12 protein-coding genes are annotated in these 15,194 nt (G+C 56.5%); 9 read left to right on the top strand and 3 right to left on the bottom strand.

What is annotated here, in order from left to right; genetic code table 11:
- Positions 1 to 96: 96 nt before the first annotated feature.
- Positions 97 to 1,755: a nitrate/nitrite two-component system sensor histidine kinase NarQ gene (narQ, locus tag E2F51_RS01110; RefSeq protein ID WP_134822543.1), complete on the bottom strand. Its 1,659-nt coding sequence runs from the start codon at positions 1,753 to 1,755 to the stop codon at positions 97 to 99.
- Positions 1,756 to 2,134: 379 nt separating this feature from the next.
- Here narQ and E2F51_RS01105 point away from each other — a divergent pair, with 379 nt between their 5' ends.
- From E2F51_RS01105 to E2F51_RS01065, 9 genes are all read left to right on the top strand, one after another.
- Positions 2,135 to 2,410 (top strand): YdgH/BhsA/McbA-like domain containing protein, encoded by a 276-nt coding sequence (locus E2F51_RS01105; RefSeq protein WP_013203341.1) that lies wholly within the window; start codon positions 2,135 to 2,137, stop codon positions 2,408 to 2,410.
- A gap of 319 nt (positions 2,411 to 2,729) precedes the next feature.
- Entirely contained in the window at positions 2,730 to 4,199 is a 1,470-nt protein-coding gene (ansP, locus tag E2F51_RS01100) for an L-asparagine permease (RefSeq protein ID WP_013203339.1), read from the top strand.
- A gap of 324 nt (positions 4,200 to 4,523) precedes the next feature.
- A complete protein-coding gene (locus E2F51_RS01095; protein WP_041692094.1) occupies positions 4,524 to 5,297 on the top strand; it encodes an ATP-binding cassette domain-containing protein in 774 nt (257 codons plus the stop codon).
- A gap of 33 nt (positions 5,298 to 5,330) precedes the next feature.
- Positions 5,331 to 6,314, top strand: a complete 984-nt coding sequence (locus E2F51_RS01090; protein ID WP_134822542.1) for an autoinducer 2 ABC transporter substrate-binding protein — start codon at positions 5,331 to 5,333, stop codon at positions 6,312 to 6,314.
- The gene (locus E2F51_RS01085; protein WP_245174164.1) at positions 6,314 to 7,291 is read left to right on the top strand and encodes an ABC transporter permease; all 978 of its coding nucleotides are present in this window, start codon (positions 6,314 to 6,316) and stop codon (positions 7,289 to 7,291) included. The genes E2F51_RS01090 and E2F51_RS01085 overlap by 1 nt, the downstream gene beginning before the upstream one ends.
- Positions 7,288 to 8,232 carry an ABC transporter permease gene (locus tag E2F51_RS01080; protein WP_134822541.1) on the top strand — a complete coding sequence of 315 codons (945 nt, stop codon included), beginning with the start codon at positions 7,288 to 7,290 and terminating at the stop codon, positions 8,230 to 8,232. The genes E2F51_RS01085 and E2F51_RS01080 overlap by 4 nt, the downstream gene beginning before the upstream one ends.
- Positions 8,233 to 8,235: 3 nt before the next feature.
- A complete protein-coding gene (locus E2F51_RS01075) occupies positions 8,236 to 9,564 on the top strand; it encodes a M20 family metallopeptidase (RefSeq protein WP_134822540.1) in 1,329 nt (442 codons plus the stop codon).
- Positions 9,565 to 9,627: 63 nt separating this feature from the next.
- Positions 9,628 to 10,206, top strand: a complete 579-nt coding sequence (nudK, locus tag E2F51_RS01070) for a GDP-mannose pyrophosphatase NudK (protein ID WP_013203333.1) — start codon at positions 9,628 to 9,630, stop codon at positions 10,204 to 10,206.
- A 657-nt stretch (positions 10,207 to 10,863) separates the two neighbouring features.
- Entirely contained in the window at positions 10,864 to 11,955 is a 1,092-nt protein-coding gene (locus E2F51_RS01065) for a DUF1176 domain-containing protein (protein WP_013203332.1), read from the top strand.
- A gap of 138 nt (positions 11,956 to 12,093) precedes the next feature.
- Here E2F51_RS01065 and tkt read toward each other — a convergent pair whose 3' ends face one another.
- Both tkt and tal read right to left on the bottom strand, forming a co-directional pair.
- Positions 12,094 to 14,094, bottom strand: a complete 2,001-nt coding sequence (tkt, locus tag E2F51_RS01060) for a transketolase (RefSeq protein WP_134822539.1) — start codon at positions 14,092 to 14,094, stop codon at positions 12,094 to 12,096.
- A 25-nt stretch (positions 14,095 to 14,119) separates the two neighbouring features.
- On the bottom strand, positions 14,120 to 15,070 hold the full coding sequence (gene tal, locus E2F51_RS01055) for a transaldolase (RefSeq protein WP_013203330.1): 951 nt from the start codon (positions 15,068 to 15,070) through the stop codon (positions 14,120 to 14,122).
- Between the last annotated feature and the right edge of the window lie 124 nt (positions 15,071 to 15,194).

Here is a 15,194-nt window from a genome sequence, read left to right as displayed (position 1 = left end):
AGAAAGTGTAAATTATCGTGCTAATTCGTCCGCAGACGTACGCCGTCAGCCCTTGTGCCATCAGCAATATCTGATCTGACGACCGTGACCTCATCGCTATGCCGGGAAGCGTAATGAGACGGTGGTCCCCTGGTGGCCGGCGGAACAGATGGTTATGCCGCCGCGCAGGCTTTTGGCCCGTTCCTGCATAATCGACAGGCCGTAATGCCCGGGTGGCGAGGCCGCGTCGGCGATACCGACACCATCATCATGAATTTCAATCAGATTTTCTCCCGGCCCCGTACGGCTGCAGCGGATCACAATCCGCGATGCCTGGGCATGACGAATGGCATTGAGCAGGGCTTCGCGCACGATTTGCAGCACATGAACCTGCTGTTGTGCCTCCAGATGCTGTACTGCTGGCTCACTCTCTAACACGATTTCAGCGCTGGACTGCGTGCGCAGGGTGGCGATCGCCTGGCGCAGCGCGGTGGCTAAATCTGCGGGTTCAACCGACAGGCGGAAGGTGGTCAGTAACTCGCGCAGCTGAATATTCGCTTCGGTCAGGGCGCGATCGATCTCAGCCACAATCGCCAGCGCCGGTTCCGCCTTGCTATCGACCACCCGTTTTAATCTGGCGAGCTGAATGCGCAGATAGGCGAGGGACTGTGCCAGGGAATCATGCAGCTCGCGGGCGATGGTGGCGCGCTCCTCGATCACCAGCAGATGGTGAACTCTTTGCTGCGCACGATCGAGTTGCAGCGAGCGGGCCAGCATGGTGGCCAGTCCCTGCATCAGTTGCGGCTCACTGGTTGTTGCCTGCCAGCGTAATGCCGATGCGGGTTTCTCCGCCAGCGGCAGGCTCAGCCACGGCAGATGGGGATTGGGCTGGCCAGCGCTCAGCGTGCCGTGGGGATCGGCGCTCAGTTCAATCGCGCTGAGGCCTTGATGCTCAATGACTTTTTCCAGCACCTCCGGCCAGGCGTCGGCAGGATTCAGGTGGCGGTTAAGGGTTTCCGAGCAGTGATAGAGCAGCGCCAGATGGCGGTTAGCCTGACTCAGGTCGCTGGTTTTCTCTTTTACCGCCTGTTCGAGGCGTTGCACCTGCTTATCCAGTTCAGCCGACATGCTGGTGAAGGCGCGGGCCAGCACGCCCAGTTCGTTGCTCAGTCCGGTATCCAGCGGCGCGTGCTGAAAATGGGCCTGCTCAATCTCATGGCTGGCGTTCACCAGCTTATTCAGCGGGATCACCACCTGGCGCTTCACCCGTCTTAACGTCAGAAACACCAGCAGGGCGATGGCGATAAAGCCGAGCAGGCTGACGCCGGCCACCAGTTTCATCTTCAGTTCGGCCCAGTGCTGCAGCGCCAGCACAAAACGATCGATCTGCGCGACATATAAGGAGACGTTTTGCTGGTAGTGCTGAGTCTCTCCCGCCAGTAACGCCGGCTGCAGGCTCTGCCAGTCATGGAGCAGGGCATGATAGCGGGCCCGGACACTCTCCGGCACATAGGCCCGATCCAATGCTTTTAAAGGCGGCGCCTGCACGGATTTCTGATACGCGGCGATATCTTTCGCCAGTTCAGACCGCTGGCTGGCGGCATCCCACGCCAGTCGATAGCTTTGCATCCGCAGGGATCCGGCAATGTTCACCGCTTCCGCATCGCGCAGGCTGGTGGAGAGCGTCAGCAGCGCCAGACCGGTCGACAGCACTGAAAGCAGGGCAATGGCGAACAGCGCGCGGGCGAGGCTGCCAGTGACGGAACGTTTAAACATCCGGCTTATCCTTTATCAGAGAGGCGGTCAGTATAGCCGCAACCCACAAGCAAAATACTGACCTGAAGCGGCTGCAAAAAAGAATGTTCAAAACGTGCGGTGTATCGCTTGAAGCGCCGTGGCAACCCGGATAGAGTGGTTTAACTGCTTAAAATACCCGATTAAATGTATCTCCCCCGTGCGGTTTGACACCTCTGTTTACATCCCAGGTTAAATGTAACTTTTATTGACGCTTCTTAAGATAAATCCGCGATCTCTTCACAATCCTTAAACACCTTTACCCCTCGCTCACCCTGCTTTTCATTAGCACGGTCATAATTGATCCCGTAACCAACATCAACTTTCTGACGAATGATAACTTTCGACGAGGAAATCAATTATGAATATCAAAATACCTGCGCTTGTCGCCGCCACTCTTTTAGCTGCAACCTCTTTCTCAGCATTGGCCGCTACTCAGGTCGATGCGCAGCAGAGCCAGAATCTGCAATCAATGGGTACAGTGTCCGTCTCGGCCGTTAGCGGTTCGCTGGATGACGCAACCCATCAGCTTTCTCAGAAAGCATCTGAAATGGGCGCCACGCACTATCGTGTTATCCGCGCTGATACCCCGGGTGATTCAAGCCTGTGGAGCGGTAACGCAGAGATTTACCGTTAAGCTGTACCCTCTCCGTTTTATCCCTGTGTAGCCTTAGTGATTTCACTGAACCGACCGCCCTTTGCGGTCGGTTTTTTTATGCGCCATCCGGCAAAAATTACAAAAGCTCACGATTTCACGCGCGGAACTTTTGCGTCAGCTTTCCAGAACGGTTAGGATGCATCGCCGCAATTTTGCCGCTTCCGCTAAGAATATAATTACAGGAAGTCGGCTTTTGCCCAGACGTTTGTGCTGCGACGCAATCGTTTGGTTGGCGACAGACATCAGGATACCTGGGACGGGTAACCGTAATACTGTGGACAGGATAATAGGAAAGAAAATGAAAGCTGATAAAACAGCGGTCGCAGACAAACGCGCCGCAAGAAGACGTTGGTTAAATTCTCATGACTCTGGCTATCACAAGGCCATGGATAATCGTCACGTTCAGATGATTGCGATTGGTGGGGCGATAGGTACAGGACTGTTTCTTGGTGCGGGAGCCCGTCTGCAGATTGCCGGCCCGGCGCTGGCAATCGTCTATTTAGTGTGTGGCATCTTCTCCTTCTTTATCCTGCGTGCGCTGGGTGAGTTGGTTCTTCACCGCCCATCAAGCGGCAGCTTTGTTTCCTATGCGCGTGAATTCCTTGGCGAAAAAGCCTCCTACGTGGCGGGCTGGATGTACTTCGTCAACTGGGCGATGACCGGTATCGTGGATATCACAGCGGTGGCGCTGTATATGCACTACTGGGGCGCGTTCGGCGATGTGCCGCAGTGGGTGTTCGCGCTGGGCGCGCTGGCGATTGTCGGCACCATGAACATGATCGGCGTAAAGTGGTTCGCCGAAATGGAGTTCTGGTTCGCGCTGATCAAGGTACTGGCTATCGCCATCTTCCTGATTGTCGGCGTGGTGTTCCTCGGCACCGGTAAACCGCTGGACGGCAACTCAACCGGCTTCCACCTGATCACCGATAACGGCGGTTTCTTCCCGCACGGTCTGTTACCGGCGCTGGTGCTGGTGCAGGGTGTGGTCTTCGCCTTTGCCTCCATTGAACTGGTGGGGACGGCGGCCGGCGAATGTAAAGACCCGAAAACCATGCTGCCGAAGGCTATTAACAGCGTGATCTGGCGTATTGGCCTGTTCTACGTTGGCTCGGTGGTGCTGCTGGTGCTGTTACTGCCGTGGAATGCTTACCAGGCAGGACAGAGTCCGTTCGTGACCTTCTTCTCGAAACTGGGCGTGCCTTACGTTGGCAGCATCATGAATATCGTGGTGCTGAGCGCGGCGCTGTCCAGCCTGAACTCCGGCCTGTATTCCACCGGCCGTATTCTGCGTTCGATGTCGATGGGCGGCTCGGCACCTAAGTTCATGTCAAAAATGAGCGGTCAGCAGGTGCCTTATATGGGCATCCTTGTGACGATTGGCGTCTATATTATTGGGGTTTACCTCAACTATATCGTGCCATCGCGCGTGTTTGAGATCGTGCTGAATATCGCTTCACTGGGCATCATCTCTTCCTGGGGCTTTATCGTGGTTTGCCAGATGCGTCTGCGTAAAGCCATCAAAGAAGGGAAAGCGGAAGACGTCAGCTTCAAAATGCCGTGGGCACCGTTCACCTCATGGCTGACGCTGGTGTTCCTGGCCAGCGTGCTGGTGCTGATGGCGTTTGATTACCCTAACGGTACTTACACCATTGCTGCCGTGCCGCTGATTGCGTTGATCCTGATCCTCGGCTGGTTTGGCGTTCGCAAGCGTGTGCATGCGGTGGCGCAAACTGAGCATGCACCGGTGAAGGAAACCTCAGCGAAGTAATCCTGAGACGTTCAGAAAAAGGCGACCTTTGACAGGTCGCCTTTTTTTATGCCCGTGCCTCACACTGGCGCAATTATGCACAACGATGTCGCATCCTTGATTTAACACGGAAAATTCCCGCTGCTGACACGTGAACCGGTTTACCAGACCATTCACAAATTAGTGCAGGGTTTTCAGTCGCCTGGCTTTTATATTTGTCATAACCCCTCTGAACTGGCACGCGAACTGCTTAATAATCCTCCATAAGACCACCGCCGTAAGCCCGGGATGTTGAAAAGGGGTAAACCGGTTTACTCGTTTATTGCCAGCATCAGGGAAACCGTTATGGGTGACGTTTTGGTTAAAGCTACCAACATTACCAAGCGCTTTGGCGCGCTGACCGCGCTCAACGGCGTCAACATGGAGATCAACCGGGGAGAGGTGCTTGCGCTGCTGGGGGATAACGGCGCCGGAAAGTCGACCTTTACCAAAGTCCTGTCGGGTGCCTACAGCGCCACGGAAGGCGAGCTGGTTGTTTCCGGTAAAAGCGTGCGTTTCTCCTCGCCGAAAGAGGCGTCCGACTGCGGCATCGCCACCATTTATCAGGAGCTGGCGCTGGCGGAAAACCTGTCGATTGCCGAAAACGTCTTTCTCGGTCGCGAGTTGAAACGGCAGGTGCTGGGCATCCCATTTTTACGTATGCAGGCGATGCGTGAACGGGTGCAACAGCTGCTGGCCGAACTGGATGCGCATATCTCCGATGCAGAAGCGCCGGTAGGCAGTCTGTCAGGCGGTCAGCGTCAGGCGGTGGCGATCTGCCGCGCGCTGAATCTCAATGCCCAACTGGTGATCATGGACGAACCGACCGCCGCGCTGGCGGTAGCCGAAACCCGCAAGGTGCTTTCACTGACGCGGCGGCTGGCCGAGCGTAACTGTGGCGTGGTGCTGATCAGCCATAACATCAGCGACGTGTTTGAAGTGGCCGATCGCATGGTGGTTTTCCGCCGTGGCCGCAAAATTGCCGAACGGCGACGGGAAGAGACCTCGCCGGATGAAATCGTCTCGCTGATCACCGGCGCGCATCCCGATGCGCGCGCCTTTGAACAACGCCGTGACTAACCAATCGTTCCTTTCTCTGGGTGGAATTTAACTATGTTGAAACGCGTCACTCTTACACTGCTTGCGTCTTCTGTTTACCTTGTCAGCCAGTTGGTCAGCGCTGCCGACAAACCGAAAGTGGCCTTTGTGCCGCAGATAGTCGGCATTCCGTACTTCCAGGCGATGCAGGACGGTGGCAACCGTGCGGCGAAGGAACTGGGCGTCGATTTTATCTATTCCGGCCCGGTGGACACCAACCCGATGGATCAGCTGCAAATCGTGCAGAACCTGATTGCGCAGGGCGTAAAGGCCATCTCGGTCAGCGTGCTGGATGCTTCCAGCCTGGCCCCGGTGGTTGAACAGGCCAAATCACGCGGCATCTCGCTGTACACCAGCGACAGCGATGCGCCGGACAGCGGCCGGGCGGTCTATGTTGCTCAGGCCACGGACCAGGGATTGGGCGAAAGCATCATTGATGAGATGGTTAAACGGGTAGGCGATCGCGGCAAAATTGGCATCGTCTCTGGCGAAGCGACCGCATCGAATCTCAATGCCTGGATCGGTTTTATGCAGGCGAGGGTGAAAGCGAAATACCCGAACGTTACCTTACTGGCACCGCAGTTTGCCGGTGGCACCGCCAGTCGTGCGGCACAAATCTCCACCGATTTGATGTCTTCCAATCCTGACCTGAAAGGCATTATTGCCGTCGCGTCCACCACCTGCCCTGGCGTGGCGCAGGCCATCGAAACCGCCGGGAAAATCGGCAAGGTGATTGGCGCAGGCTACTGCAGCCCGAACACCGCGCGCGCCTATCTGAAGAGCGGCGCCTTTGGTTACAGCGTGCTGTGGGACCCGGAGAAACTGGGCTACCTGACCGTCTGGGCTGGCAAAGCGCTGATCGACGGCAAAAAATTTGCGGCGGAAAACCGCGTGCCGGGCTTTGCCGAGCCGGTCCGCTATGACAGCAAAACCGGTATCCTGCTGCTGGGTGCTCCTGCGGTCTTCACCAAAGATAACGTCGATCAGTATCACTTCTGATGAGCATGCAACTTAAAGGAACCCTGTGGCGCTGGTCGGCGCGTGAAATCACCCTTGCCATCGTCTGCCTGCTGGCCTGCGCGATCTTCTCACTGGCCTCGCCCTGGTTTGCCACCGTCGACAACCTGGGCACGGTATTGCGTAACAGCGTTGAGCTGCTGCTGATTGGTTTGGGAATGACGTTGATTCTGGCGATGGGCGGCGTCGATGTTTCCGTCGGCGTGGTGATGGGGCTGGCGGCCTGGGGCGTGGGACAGTTATTGGGGGCGAACGCGGTGTTGGCCGCAGCGATTGCCGGCCCGCTGATTGGCATGCTGGTCGGTGCCTTTACGGCGGTGGTGGTGGTGTTGGGACGCATCCCGGCCATTGTCGGCACGCTGGGTTTGTACGGCGTCTACCGCACCGCCATTTTTGCCTTACTCGGCGGTCAGTGGTTATCGGGTCTGCCCGATGGGCTGACGCGTTGGGTGGATGGCCGCTTGCTTGGCCTGCCGCTGATGGCGTGGCTGATAGCGCTGGCTTATCTGCTGGTCTGGCTGGCGTTGCGGCGCACGGCCTATGGCCCGCATCTGCTGGCGATTGGCCATTCGGAAGAGAAAGCCCGCCTGTCCGGCGTACCGGTCACCCGGGTGCGCTTTATCACCTTTATGTTGAGCGGCCTGCTGTGCGGGCTGGCAGCCACCTTTTATGTGGCCACCTACCGCAACGTGGAGATGACCGTCGGCAGCACGCTGGCGCTGGAAGCCATTGCGGCGGTGGTGCTGGGCGGAACCCGCATCACCGGTGGGCAGTGCAGTTTGTTGGGCACGGTGTTAGGCGTTCTGCTGCTGCGGATTTTGCAAAACGGCCTGCTGCTGGTGGGCGTGCCGTCGCTGTGGCAGACGGTGGTGACGGGCGTGTTGTTATTGCTGGTGTTGAGTGCGGAAGTGATTAGCGGACGCGTAAACCTGAATGGACTGAAGCGGGGAAGGGCATGAAATTTTTACGTGCGCATCTGGTGGCCTCTCTGCTGGTGTTGTTGTGGTGTCTGCTGTTGGGCACGGTATTGATTCTGCAACCCGGCATGCTGGACCCGATAACCCTGACCACCATCCTGCAATTTGCCACCGTACTGGCGCTGGTGGCATTAGGCCAAGCGCTGGTGGTGCTGGCCGGCGGCGCCGGGATCGATTTGTCGGTCGGTGGCAACGTTTCGCTCTCGGCAGTGGCGGGCATGATGGCGCTGCACGCCGGTTTACCGCCGGTGCTGCTGCCGGTTATTTGCCTGCTCTGCGGTTTCCTGCTTGGCCTGTTCAACGGCTATCTGGTGGCGAAGCTAAAAATCTGGCCGCTGATCGTCACGCTGGGCACGTTCTACGCCTGGTCCGGTCTGGCACTGGCGCTGACCGGCGGGGCCGCCCAATCCGGCGTCCCGCGCGATATTTTGCCGTGGGGACGCGGCGTACTGGCGGCCATTCCGCTGCCGTTCCTCTGCTGTGTGATCCCCGCGTTTGTTATCGCCTGGGCAATCCTGCGCTTTACCAGCTGGGGCCGATGGATTTATGCGATGGGATTCAACGAACGTTCGGCCAGGCTGGTGGGCATTCCTGTCGATCGTCTGCGCATGCTGGTGTACGGCATTTGCGGTGCGCTGGCGGGCTGTGCCGGATTTATTACTCTGGCCTGGCTGGGCAGCGGACGCCCCAATGTCGGCGTGAATCTGGAGCTGGAATCGCTGACCGCCGCGCTGTTGGGTGGCATGGCGATCTTTGGTGGCCGGGGCGGTGTGGTGGGCGTGTTTGCCGCCACCCTGTTGCTGGTGGCGATCAAAACCAGCCTGTTGCAGTTTGGCATCAATACGGTCTGGCAAGTGGGCGTGGTGGGGGTGTTACTGATCGCCGTGCTGCTGGCCGACCGCTTCTCATCTTACCGGAGATAATTTATGACATTAGCACAGCAGATTGCGCGTCACGTTGAGGCCAACACCGATCGTCTGGTGCAGACGCTTTGCGATCTGATCGCCTTCCCATCGATCGTCAAAGTCGATCCGCGTGAAGCCGGGCCGGGCGAGCGTGGCTGCCAGCTTTACCTTCAGCAACGGCTGCAGGCATTAGGCATGACCACCGATCTGTGGGATCCCGATGGCCCGGCGCTGTACGCCAAATACCAGGGCCGACCGGGCGCCAATAAAGGCCGCACCTTTGAAGGACGGCCGAATCTGGGCGGGATTCTGGCGGGCAGCGGCGGCGGGCGTTCAATCATGCTCAACGGCCATGTCGACGTGGTGCCGCCGGGTGCTGCGGAGCACTGGCACACCGATCCTTTTACCCCGGTGGTGAAGGACGGTGCGGTGTATGGACGTGGCTCGGTAGATATGAAAGGCGGCGTCACCTGCATGTTGATGGCGCTGACGTTTCTCAAAGAGTTGAATATTCCGCTGGCCGGAGATGTGGTTTTCACTACGGTGGTAGACGAAGAGATTGGTGGCATGGGATCGCTGGCGATGGTCGATCGCGGCTTTAAGGCCGATGCCGGGATCATGACCGAACCCACCGCCAACCGCATCGCGCCGATCTGCCATGGCGTGCTGTGGGGCAAAATTGTGCTGGAGGGCATCGGTGGCCACGCGGAGTTGACGCCGAACGCCTGGAACAGCAGCGGGCCGGTCGACGCCATTATGCTGTGCCGCCAGATGCTCGATGCGATAGATATTCTGAATCGCCGCTGGCAGACCGACCCACGCAAAAATCATCCGTTGATGGATCTGCCGAATCAGATCATCGTCACGCAGCTGAAGGCCGGTGAGCATCCGGCGTCGATCGCCGGACGGGCCGAAATCATTATTGACGTGCAGTATCTGCCGGCGGAAAAGGATCAATTCGGTCTCGGCGGCCACGTTAAGGCCGAGCTGGAAGACTATCTGGCGCGGGTCTGCGCGGTCGATCCCTATTTGCAGCAGCATCCGGCGCGCATTGAATGGATCCTCGATGCCGACTGCGCGGAAGTGCCCGCCGACCATCCTTTCGTCACCACCTTCCAGTCAGCGGTCACCGAAGCGGCAATGCCGCCGGCGCTGGTCGGCTTTGGTGCACACAGTGATATTGGCCTGCCGGGATTATTCGGCACGCCGACCGTCAACTTTGGCCCCGGCGACCCGGCGTTATGCCATCAGCCCAATGAACATGTTCCGGTGGCTGACCTGATTGCCTGCACCACCGCCATCGCGCTGGCGATCGCCCGCTGGAGCGGCCCGCAACAAAGCCCGAATTAGGATAGTTTTCCGCTAAGCCTGGCCTTATGATGACAGGCTCCTTAAAAACGCAACGGAGCCTGTATGTCAGCCAAAATCGAAGTGATTAAGAATAAAATCCTGTCAGAAAACTGGTTCGTTTTGCGTAACTTTACCTACGATCTTACCGCCAACGATGGCTCCACTATCCGCCACAAGCGCGAGGTTTATGATCGCGGCAATGGCGCGACCATCCTGCTGTATAACCGCGAAAAAAACAGCGTGATCCTCACCCGTCAGTTCCGTATTGCGACCTTTGTTAACGGCAATGAAACCGGCATGTTGATTGAAACCTGCGCCGGGCTGCTGGACGATGATTCGCCGGAAGACTGCATCCGTAAGGAAGCGATTGAGGAGACCGGCTACGAGGTCGGCCACGTTGAGAAGCTGTACGAAATGTATATGTCGCCGGGCGGCGTGACCGAACTGATCCACTTCTTCGCCGCAGAATACAATGATGCCCTGCGCGCCAATGCGGGCGGCGGCGTGGACGATGAAGATATCGATGTGATGGAAATTCCTTTCCCCAAGGCCTGGGCGATGGTCAAAGAGGGGCGCATCAAGGACGGCAAAACGGTGATGCTGTTTCAGCACGCCTTGCTGGAAGGCTGGCTGAAACTGTAACCCTCTCTGACCGGCTTACGCGGAGAGCATCGCGGCCGGACTTTTCCCAGATAGCGGCAGCTAAACTGCCGCGTCATGCCGCTATTGTTGCAAAATAAAGTCAACATTTGCCGGGGTACATCAACCCGATTAATCAGATCGACTCTCTCTCAGCATACTGATAATTAAAAGCTCCCATAGGCTAATAGCAAATACGGGAAGAAGAACATCAGCAATTTTCGGATATCCTTAATAAATATTTTCTTTGCCGGAAAAAAGCATGAGGCGTTTAAACAAGCGCTAAACGCATATCCCTTCAGTAAATAAACCGGATCAATGAATTAACCGCAGTTAAGTCATTTTCTGATGCGAGGGTCATTAATTTAAATCATTGAATGGCAATGTTTTTAAGTCCGCAACTTGAACCACATCACATTATTTCGCTATTGCAGCACGGTGCCGCAGAGAAATAGTCGGCTACGGTCTTATTGCCGAATCAGAATAACATGACCGCTTTTGACCGAATGTGTGGATTTGACTGATTTAACGTTTTACTAACACTGTCCGAAAAATCCGATTGAGCTGCCCGCCTGCAGACGTCATCATAGCGGTATCGAATTTTTGATCTTATCCGCACGTTTCCGTCGCCATTACGTCACCCTGGGATACACGTTTTCAATGCCTTACTGGATGAAATTACCTTTTGCTTCGCTGCTGCTGTTTGCTGCTTCGCTACATGCCGAGCCGCTGCAAAAAGTCTTTTCCGACTGGCAGATTACCTGCAATAACCTTAATGGTTGTGTGGTGCGTAATTTCCCCGGCGATGATGGCCTGGTGATGACCCTCAGCCGTAATGCCGGAATTAATGACCGGCCGCTGCTGCGCATTGATTATGGCAACCGCTATACCGGTGAGCTGAAGGGCGCCGCGCTGAAGGATAACCTGCTGCTGGACGGGCAGCGACTGAAGCCCGACCTGAAGCACTGGGAAGTAGAACCCCATCATCTGACCACCGCGCATAACATCTCCATCGATGAGTTTCTGGCGCAGGTGATGGACGCGGATAATATCCAGTTGCTGTACCGGCCAAACGCCACCATTTCCCTGCACGGGCTGAAAGCGGCGCTGCTGCTGATGGACGACGTTCAGGGACGGGTTAATGGCATGAGCGCCTGGATTAAGCGGGGCGATCGTGCGGCGATGGATGTGCCGCCTGAGCCGGCGATGCCTGAAATCATTCCGCCGCCGCGTCCGCCTTTACCGCTGACGCGCGAAGAAACCACCGGCCTGATTGATTTTGGTACCTGGCGGATCAATACCGATGAGTGCTCGCTGGATCCGCAACGCCGTGAAGTCAGCGTCGCCCCGTTATCCGATCAGAAAGCGCTGCTGCTGGTGAGCTGTGAGATGGGAGCGTATAACGTCATCGATCTGGCTTTTGAAGTCAGCCGCAGCGAACCCTATATTGCCAAGGGCATCACGCTGACCTTGCCGTTTGTGCCGCCTGGCCACGGTGATAAGCAGCTGGAATTGATTAATGCGGAATATGACGCCAACTCGGGAGAGCTGCTGACCTTCAGCAAGGATCGCGGGCTGGGAGATTGTGGTACCGCGTCACGCTGGCAGTTCAACGGACGTCAGTTTGTGCTGGCCGAGTTCGCGGAAGAGGGCACCTGCGATGCCTGGCACGGCAGCGATGACTGGCCAACGCTGTGGACCAGCAAAACCTTGCCGGTGACGCCAACCGGTAATGTGGAAATGACGCCTTAACAACTCCGCGCGAAGCCCGGTGATAAAGCCATCAGAGCCGCTTCTTGCGGCATAAAAAAAGCCCGGCAATCAGATTGCCGGGCTTTTTGTTGTCCATCAGCGATCGCCTCCAGTCAGCGATCGTGACGGTCAGTCACCTCAGTGAGGTTTCAGCAGTGCTTCAGCATGGCTGACGATATTCTCAACCGTGAAGCCAAACTCGTTAAACAGCTTATCGGCAGGCGCTGACTCACCAAAGGTGGTCATGCCGACGATAGCGCCGTTCAGGCCAACATATTTGAACCAGTAATCTGCAATGCCCGCTTCCACCGCAACACGCGCGGTGACGTTGGATGGCAGCACCGATTCACGGTAACCCACTTCCTGCTTATCAAACAGCTCGGTAGACGGCATCGATACCACACGCACTTTATGGCCGCTGGCGGTCAGTTTCGCCGCTGCGCCCAGCGTGATTTCCACTTCTGAACCGGTGGCAATCAGGATCACTTCCGGCGTGCCTTCGCAATCTTTCAGCACGTAAGCACCACGAGAGATGTTGTCGACCTGCTCTTTACTACGCTCAGGCTGCAACAGGTTCTGACGTGACAGGATCAGCGCGGTTGGCCCATGATGGCGCTCAACGGCATGTTTCCACGCCACGGCGGTCTCAACCTGGTCACACGGACGCCAGACGCTCATATTTGGCGTGACGCGCAGGCTGGCAAGCTGCTCAACCGGCTGGTGCGTCGGGCCATCTTCGCCCAGACCAATCGAGTCATGGGTATAAACCATAATCTGACGGGCTTTCATCAGCGCGGCCATACGCACGGCATTACGGGCATATTCCACAAACATCAGGAAGGTCGCGGTGTACGGGATAAAGCCACCGTGCAGTGCCAGACCGTTGGCAATGGCGGTCATACCAAATTCGCGCACGCCGTAGTGAATATAGTTACCGGCATGGTCTTCTTTGATCGACTTAGAGCCAGACCAGATGGTCAGGTTACTTGGCGCCAGGTCAGCGGAGCCGCCCAGATATTCCGGCAGCAGCTTACCGTAAGCTTCCAGCGTATTTTGTGACGCTTTACGGCTGGCAATTTTCTGCGGGTTAGCCTGCAGTTCAGTAATGAACTTCTGCGTTTCCTGCTCCCAGACGTCCGGCAGATCGCCGGCCATACGGCGTAAAAACTCTTTCGCCAGTTCCGGATGCGCAGCTTGATAAGCAGCAAATTTCTCGTTCCACGACTTCTCGTATTTCGCACCGGCTTCTTTGCCATCCCACTGGGCATAAATGTCTTTCGGGATTTCAAAGGCAGGGTAGTTCCAGCCGAGCTGCTTACGGGTCAGCGCCACTTCTTCAGGGCCCAGTGCGGCACCGTGCGCTTCTTCCTTGCCGCCTTTGTTCGGCGAACCAAAACCAATCACCGTTCTGCAGATAATCAGTGAAGGCTTATCGGTAACGCTTTGCGCTTCTTTGATGGCATTTTTGATGGCATCGGCATCGTGACCATCAATTTCGTGGATCACATGCCAGTTATAGGCTTCAAAGCGCTTGGCGGTATCATCGCTAAACCAGCCTTCCACTTCGCCATCAATCGAGATGCCGTTATGGTCATAGAAACCGATCAGTTTACCCAGACCCAGCGTACCGGCCAGAGAAGAGACCTCATGGGAAATCCCTTCCATCAGGCAGCCATCGCCCATGAAGACATAGGTGTTGTGGTCGACGATATCGTGACCCGGACGGTTAAACTGCGCGCCCAGCGTACGTTCCGCAATCGCCATACCGACCGCATTCGCCAGACCCTGACCCAGCGGGCCGGTGGTGGTTTCGACGCCCGGCGTATAGCCGTATTCCGGGTGACCTGGCGTTTTAGAGTGCAGCTGACGGAAGTTTTTCAGCTCTTCAATCGGCAATTCGTAGCCGGTAAGGTGCAACAGGCTGTACAGCAGCATTGAACCGTGGCCGTTAGACAGGATAAAACGGTCGCGATCGGCCCACAGTGGGTTGGTCGGGTTGTGATGCATAAACTCGCGCCACAACACTTCGGCGATATCTGCCATGCCCATTGGGGCACCTGGGTGACCGGAATTGGCTTTCTGCACCGCATCCATACTCAATGCACGGATGGCATTAGCCAGTTCTCTACGTGAAGACATATTTTTCTCCCTGGTTATTGAGTGTTTACAGCTTGGCGGACAGCACGTCTTCCAGCTTCTGCTGGTCAACGGCGAACTGACGAATACCTTCTGCCAGCTTGTCATTCGCCATCGGATCCTGATTGTGCTCCCAACGGAACTCGGCTTCAGTCATCGGCGTTGGCTGGTTAAAGGCCTCGGTTGACGGCTTCAGCTTACGCTCAACCGGCGCATCGCTGGCCTGCAGTTCTTCCAGCAGGTTAGGGGAGATAGTCAGACGATCGCAGCCGGCCAGTGCCAGGATCTGCTCAACTTTACGGAAGCTGGCACCCATGATCACCGTGTTATAGCGATGCTGTTTGTAGTATTCGTAGATGTTGCGTACGGACACCACGCCCGGATCTTCATCAACGACATACGGGTCGATCGGCTTGCGGCTGTTGTACCAGTCGAAGATACGGCCAACAAACGGCGAAATCAGGAACACGCCGGCTTCAGCACAGGCGCGCGCCTGAGCGAATGAGAACAGCAGCGTCAGGTTACAGTTGATGCCGTTCTTTTCGAGTTCTTCCGCAGCGCGGATACCTTCCCAGGTGGAAGCCAGTTTGATCAGGATGCGCGAACGGTCAATGCCGTTGTCTTCGTACATTCTGACCAGCTTCTCAGCCTTGGTGACACACATACCGCGATCGAACGACAGGCGTGCATCCACTTCGGTTGAAACGCGTCCTGGAACGCTTTTCAGAATTTCCATACCGAGGTTAATCGCGACCTTGTCGCTGGCATTGATGATCTGAGTCTCTTTGCTGCCGCCCTGTTTTTTGGCGTAGTCGATAGCGTCGGTAATCAGGTGTTTGTAAGAATCGAGGCTGGAGGCTTTCAGGATCAGAGACGGGTTGGTGGTGGCATCTTCCGGGTGATAATTGCGGATGGATTCGATATCGCCACTGTCAGCCACCACGGTGGTGTATTGTTTCAGTGCGTCTAGCTGGTTCATCTCTTGGCTCCTTGATGTGCAATCTGCATACGTTTACGACCCTTGCGGACAACGTGGGCTGAAGGCCAACTATCCAGCCTTGAATCTTCTCATAAGGGGGAATTTTCAGTGGCTAACAGCCGGT

The sequence above is a fragment of the Erwinia sp. QL-Z3 genome (genome assembly GCF_004551645.1).
Classification (GTDB): domain Bacteria; phylum Pseudomonadota; class Gammaproteobacteria; order Enterobacterales; family Enterobacteriaceae; genus Erwinia; species Erwinia billingiae.
Note: the sequence above shows the minus strand (reverse complement) of the source record. Positions and strands in the feature narration are given on the sequence as shown.

Coding starts and splice junctions, on each gene's coding strand:
- narQ (WP_134822543.1), bottom strand. CDS start 1,755: ATGTTTAAACGTTCCGTCACTGGCAGCCTCGCCCGCGCGCTGTTCGCC.
- E2F51_RS01105 (WP_013203341.1), top strand. CDS start 2,135: ATGAATATCAAAATACCTGCGCTTGTCGCCGCCACTCTTTTAGCTGCA.
- ansP (WP_013203339.1), top strand. CDS start 2,730: ATGAAAGCTGATAAAACAGCGGTCGCAGACAAACGCGCCGCAAGAAGA.
- E2F51_RS01095 (WP_041692094.1), top strand. CDS start 4,524: ATGGGTGACGTTTTGGTTAAAGCTACCAACATTACCAAGCGCTTTGGC.
- E2F51_RS01090 (WP_134822542.1), top strand. CDS start 5,331: ATGTTGAAACGCGTCACTCTTACACTGCTTGCGTCTTCTGTTTACCTT.
- E2F51_RS01085 (WP_245174164.1), top strand. CDS start 6,314: ATGAGCATGCAACTTAAAGGAACCCTGTGGCGCTGGTCGGCGCGTGAA.
- E2F51_RS01080 (WP_134822541.1), top strand. CDS start 7,288: ATGAAATTTTTACGTGCGCATCTGGTGGCCTCTCTGCTGGTGTTGTTG.
- E2F51_RS01075 (WP_134822540.1), top strand. CDS start 8,236: ATGACATTAGCACAGCAGATTGCGCGTCACGTTGAGGCCAACACCGAT.
- nudK (WP_013203333.1), top strand. CDS start 9,628: ATGTCAGCCAAAATCGAAGTGATTAAGAATAAAATCCTGTCAGAAAAC.
- E2F51_RS01065 (WP_013203332.1), top strand. CDS start 10,864: ATGCCTTACTGGATGAAATTACCTTTTGCTTCGCTGCTGCTGTTTGCT.
- tkt (WP_134822539.1), bottom strand. CDS start 14,094: ATGTCTTCACGTAGAGAACTGGCTAATGCCATCCGTGCATTGAGTATG.
- tal (WP_013203330.1), bottom strand. CDS start 15,070: ATGAACCAGCTAGACGCACTGAAACAATACACCACCGTGGTGGCTGAC.